At 73.4% G+C, this 5591-nt stretch carries 2 protein-coding genes and 1 pseudogene; 2 read left to right on the forward strand and 1 reads right to left on the reverse strand.

What is annotated here, in order from left to right:
* The first annotated feature begins 709 nt into the window (after positions 1–709).
* Positions 710–3649 (forward strand): annotated as a pseudogene (locus tag E1283_RS30665) (GH92 family glycosyl hydrolase).
* Between the two features lie 58 nt (positions 3650–3707).
* On the opposite strand, the gene E1283_RS30670 reads toward E1283_RS30665, so the two are convergent.
* Complete coding sequence (locus E1283_RS30670; RefSeq protein WP_132821442.1) at positions 3708–4403, reverse strand: TetR/AcrR family transcriptional regulator; 696 nt, start codon at positions 4401–4403, stop codon at positions 3708–3710.
* A gap of 134 nt (positions 4404–4537) precedes the next feature.
* On the opposite strand from E1283_RS30670, the gene E1283_RS30675 reads away from it, so the two are divergent.
* Positions 4538–5578 carry a medium chain dehydrogenase/reductase family protein gene (locus E1283_RS30675; protein WP_132821441.1) on the forward strand — a complete coding sequence of 347 codons (1041 nt, stop codon included), beginning with the start codon at positions 4538–4540 and terminating at the stop codon, positions 5576–5578.
* Positions 5579–5591: the final 13 nt, after the last annotated feature.

Consider the following 5591-nt stretch of genomic DNA (forward strand, 5'->3'; position numbering starts at 1 on the left):
GGACGGGGGAGGGGGGTACGGTCGTGTCGGCCATGAACGGCTCCTGGCTTCCGGCCGTCCGGTGACCTGGGATCACCAATCACCGGACGGTGCTGCTGGCTCCAAGCGGTGAGGCACTACGGGTGGTTGCCGCCACCGGTCATGTAGTTCCTCGCCCCAGCATCCCAGGCGGGTGGCGGCCAACGGGGCGTCAGCGGGCGTTGGCTCACGGGTGTCCCGATATCCGGCGGCCGGCGGGCGACCGCGCGCCGTGCCCTGCCCGGACCGCGCCCACGCGCGGAGGCGGGCCGAATGCTGAGGCGGCGGGTGAGGCGGTCGGCGGTGCCGTGCGGGCGATTGGCTCAGCCGGCGTCCCAGGTATCCCCGCGTCGCGGGCGCGGGGGTGGTTGCCGGCGACCCGGCGGACGGGCTTCACTGGAGGGCAGAACGGGCGTCGCACAGGGGGTGCGGCAGCCTGCCGCTCCTGAGTGCTGCTGGCTCCGACGGAAGCCGACAGGGGCGCCGGGAGTTCGTGTTGCCGCACGTGCTCCGGGAAGGCCGGTGATCTCGCTGTCTCCACGGCGAGGCATCGGCTTTCTTCATGCCCGCGCGGGCGGATGCCGCCGTACGACGCCCGCCGTTGGCCTGGACGACGACCGCCCTTCGGGCGGCCATCCGGTTCGGGCACGAGACTGGCGCCCCTCACCTGAGGTGTGAAAGGGGAACGTGGATGCCCTCGGGATCCTCCGCACGCGCCTGGCGGCACGGCCTGCCGCTGGCCGCCGTCCTGGCGGCCCTGCCGTCGACGGCGGTGGCCGCCCCGCCGGCCGCCGCCGCTGCCGCCGCCGAACTGTCGCCGTTCGACGCCGTCGACCAGTTCATCGGCACCGAGATGGACACGACACAGAACAAGAGCAACGACGCCTACGGCAACACCTTCCCCGGCGCCGCGGTCCCGTTCGGGATGGTGCAGTCGAGCCCGACGACGTACCGGCCGGGCGTCGATCCGCTGGTCGGCGAGAAGGGCGGGTACGAGTACACGGCCGGCCTGATCCGCGGGTTCGGCATGACGCGCTACTCCGGCTCCGGATGCACCGGGCGCTACGGCGGCTACGAGTTCCCGACGATCCCCTACGCCGGCGCGCTGGACGAGGGGGCGCTGCCGGTCAGCCCGGCGACGAACGTCCGTGACTACTACCTGGGCTTCGACCACGCGAACGAGGTGGCCGAGCCCGGCTACTACGCGGTCGACCTGGACAACGGCGTGGACGTCGGGCTGACGGCGACCGAGCGGACGGCCGTCAGCACCTTCGGCTTCCCCCGGGGCGGCGACTCGGCCACCCTGATCCTCGACGTGTCGGGGCCGAACAACCGGACGTTCGGCAGCGAGGTGACGATCGATCCGGAGACCCGCACCGTCAGCGGCTGGCTGCACGGGGCCGACGTCTGCGACAACGGCAACCGCTACCGGGCCTACTTCTCGACCACCTACGACCGGGACTTCGCGTCGTACGGCGTGTGGCGGGACGGCGAGCTGACGGCCGGCGCGACACACGTCGAGAAGAGCACGGACGACGTCGGCGTGGACTACCGGCACGACACCGGCGCCTGGCTCACCTTCGCCGACGGCGCCCGGGTGACCGCGCGCACGGGGCTCAGCTTCGTCAGCGTGGCCAACGCCGCCGAGAACCGGGACACCGAGGTGGGCCGGGCGGGCTTCGGCCGGGTGCGCGCCGACGCGAGGCACCGCTGGCAGGAGGCGCTCGGCACCATCGACGTCGCGGGCGGGGCCCGCGACGAACGGGTGACGTTCTACACGGCGCTCTACCACGCTTTCCTGCACCCGAACATGCGGGACGACGTCAACGGCGAGTACCTGGGATACGACGGCCGGGTGCACACCGTCGAGGAGGGCCGGCACTTCTACCGGAACTTCGCCGGCTCCGGCTGGGACATGTACCGGAGCCAGGCGTAGCTCATCGCGCTCACGTTCCCCGAGGTGGCGAACGACATCAACCAGTCGATCGTGCTGCTGACCGAGCAGACCGGCTCCTGGGCGCCGGGCGCGGCCCGGATGCAGGGCGACAACCTCCAGGTGATCGTCGCGACCCTGGACGACATGGGCGCCACGGACTACGACCGGGCGGCGGCGCTGGATTCGATGGTGACGACGCAGCGGCTGCCCGCGACGTCGAGCACCAGGACCGACGCCCACCAGTACTTCGCCACCGGGATGATCGAGAACCGCAGGGGCGACTTCGCGACCTCCCGGGTGCTGGAGTACGCCGTCGACGACTTCTCCGTCGCGCAGCTGGCCGGGCGCCTGGGCGACACCGCCTCGTACGACGCGTTCATGGCGCGCGCCCAGAACTGGCTGAACGTCTTCGACCCGGAGACCCGGCACATCAGGCCGAGGGAACGCACCGGATTCGACCGGGGCTTCGACCTGCGGGTGCGCGACGACGGCGCGGGGCGCGGCCAGTTCAACCAGTCGACCGGCTACCAGTACGGCTGGCTGGTGCCGCACAACCTGGGGACGCTGATCGAGCGGCGCGGCGGCGTCGAGGCGTCGACGGCGGCGCTCGACGTGCTGATGGCGGAGCTGGACGCGGGCGCCTACACCCAGACCGGGAACTACCTGTCCAACCAGCCGGCGTTCAGCAGCCCGTGGGTCTACAACTGGCTGCGGGCGCCGCACGAGACGACGGACGTGCTGTACCGGGCCACCCGGGAGATGTACGACACCACGCCGTCCGGGCTGCCGGGCAACGACGACCAGGGGGCGCTGAGCGCCTGGTACGTGTTCGCCACGCTCGGCGTGTTCCCGACCGTCTACGGCACCGGCGACCTGGTCGTCACCGCGCCGATGTTCGAGCGGATCGACATCGATCCGGTCGACGGCGACCGGGAGATCCGGATCCGCGCCGGGGGCGTCGAGGACGGGCGCCGCTACACCACGGGGCTGCGGGTGGACGGGCGGCCGCGGACGGCGTCCTGGATCGACGCGGCGTTCGTCAGGGAGGGCGGGACGCTCGACTTCCGGATGTCGGCGACGCCGGGCGACTGGGGCACCGGGGCGGACGACGTGCCGCCCTCGCACACCGAAGGACTCGACGCGCGGAACAACGTGGGCACCACCCCGGCGGGGCGCGGGAACCTCGGCTCGCTCGACCTGAGCGACTGGTCGCTCTCCCGGGAGAACCTGGCGGCCGCCGGCGCGGCGCCGGGCGCGGAACTCCCGCTCGACGGCACGGACATCGTGTTCCGCTGGCCCGACACGGCGCCGGGCGAGCCGGACAACTGGATCCCGCACGGGCAGCGCGTGGACCTGCCCGACGCGCCGGCCGGGACCGTGTCGTTCCTGGGGCTCGCGACCAACGGGCCGGCCTCGGGGACGGCGACCGTGGAGTACACCGACGGGACGACGCAGCGGGTCGAGGTGACGTTCGCCGACTGGGCGGCGCCGGCCTCGGCGGGGAACACCGAACTGGTCACGGTGAGCGGGCGCAACCACGCGAGCGGCTCGGGCGGGGACGGCACCTTCCGGGTGTTCGCGACCCGGCCGCTGGCGCTCGACCCGGGGCGGACGGTGGACGCCGTGGTGCTCCCCGAGGGCACCGACCGAGGGATGATGCACGTCTTCGACGTGGCGACCTCGCCCGCCGGGTAGCCGGCCGGTCGTCCGCCTCGTGCCCCCGCCGGCCCGGCCGGCGGGGGCACGGCGCGCCTCAGCCGGTGAGCAGGGCATCGAGCTCTGCCGCGAAGAGCTGTGCGGGATCGATCCCCATCCCGGCGAAGTGGCCCGAGAGTTCGAGGGACAGCACCCCGTGTATCCGGGTCCAGCCGGCCAGGGCCCGACGGAGGGCCGGCGGCTCGGCCGGATGGTCGCCCGCCCACTGCCGGTGCTCCGCCAGATAGGACTCGAAGGAGCGCTCGAACGGCGTCCGCTCCTCGCCGGCGGGCAGCGCGGCGTAGGCGTCGAGCAGGGTGGCCATGATCCCCCGGGCGATCCCGGTGATGTCGTCGGGCGCGTGGTAGCCGGGCACGGGGGTGCCGTAGATGAGCAGATAACGCTGCGGGTCCTCCAACGCCCAGCCGCGGATGGCCTGGGCGAGGCCGGCCACGTCCGCGCCGGACCCGGCGGCCGCGCCGAGGGTGTCGGCGAGGCCGCGGTAGGCGTCCCTGATGAGCTCGGTGATCAGCTCGTCGCGGCTGGCGAAGTAACGGTAGAGCGCCGGGCCGCTCATGCCCATCCGCTTGGCGATCGCGTTCAGCGAGAGCGCGGAGGCGCCGGCCGTGGCGATCTGCTCCCACGCGTGCCCCTTGATCTCGGCCCGCACCTGGGCGCGGTAGCGCTCCCGGGGGGTCCGCCCGCCCGCGCCCGGCCCCGACCGCTGCTCCGGCTCCTGCTCCGGTTCCGTCATCTTCGCCATGGGTCCACCTCTCCGTTCGGTGAGAGGTTATCACGATTCCTATTGACACTCACCCTCGATGTGGGTTAGAACTTCTCACGAACACGAAAACAGATAACGGAGCGCGCAGCGCAGTGGAGGTCGCCATGAACACCGAGGGAGCCGAGGCACTCGTCGAGGTCGTCCTGCCGGGCACGGTGGAGCCGGAGGGGCTGGTCGTCCGGCGGGGCACCGTCCCCACCCCGGGCCCCGGGCAGGCCCTGGTCCGGATGGAGGCCACCGGGGTCTCCTTCGCCGAGCAACAGATGCGCCGCGGCCGCTACTACGACCAGCCGCCCTTCCCCTTCGTGCCCGGCTACGACCTGGTCGGCACGGTGCAGGCGGCCGGCGAGGGCGTCGACCCCGGCCTGGTCGGCACCCGGGTGGCGGCGCTGCTCAAGGTCGGCGGCTGGGCCAGCCACGTCCTGATCGACGCGGCCGACCTCGTCCCCGTCCCCGACGGCGTCGGCGCGGCCGAGGCCGAGACCCTCGTGGTCAACGGCGTCACCGCCTGGCAGATGCTGCACCGCAGGGCCCGGGTCCGCGCCGGGCAGACGGTCCTGGTGCACGGCGCCAACGGCGGCGTCGGCTCGGTCCTCGTCCAACTCGCCGTCGCCGCCGGCGCCCGGGTGATCGGCACCGCCGCCACCCGCCACCACGACGCCCTCCGGGAGCGCGGGGTCGTCCCGATCGACTACCGCACCGAGAACATCGCGGAGCGGGTGCGCGAGCTCGCCCCCGGCGGCGTGGCCGCCGTCTTCGACCACGTCGGCGGCCCCGGCATCGTCGACTCCTGGCGCCTCCTCGCGCCCGGCGGCACCCTCGTCTCCTACGGCACCGCCGCCACCAGGGACGACACCGGGTCCAAGCAGTTGCCCGTGCTCAGGCTGCTCGGCCGGGTGTGGCTGTGGAACGCCCTGCCCAACCGCCGCCGCGCGTACTTCTACAACCTCTGGGCCGGCCGCGCCCTGGCCAAGGGGCCGTTCCGCGCCCGGCTGCGCGCCGACCTCACCGAACTCTTCGCCGCCCACCTCCGCGGCGAGATAACGGCCCCGATCGCCGCCCGGCTCCCGCTCGCCCAGGCCGCGGACGCCCTGCGTCTCGCCGAGTCCGGCACCGTCGTCGGCAAGGTCGTGCTGAACCCGTAGCCCGGCCCCCCGC

Origin of the sequence: Streptomyces hainanensis (assembly GCF_004348415.1) — a bacterium.
In the GTDB taxonomy this organism is placed as follows: Bacteria; Actinomycetota; Actinomycetes; order Streptomycetales; family Streptomycetaceae; genus Streptomyces; species Streptomyces hainanensis.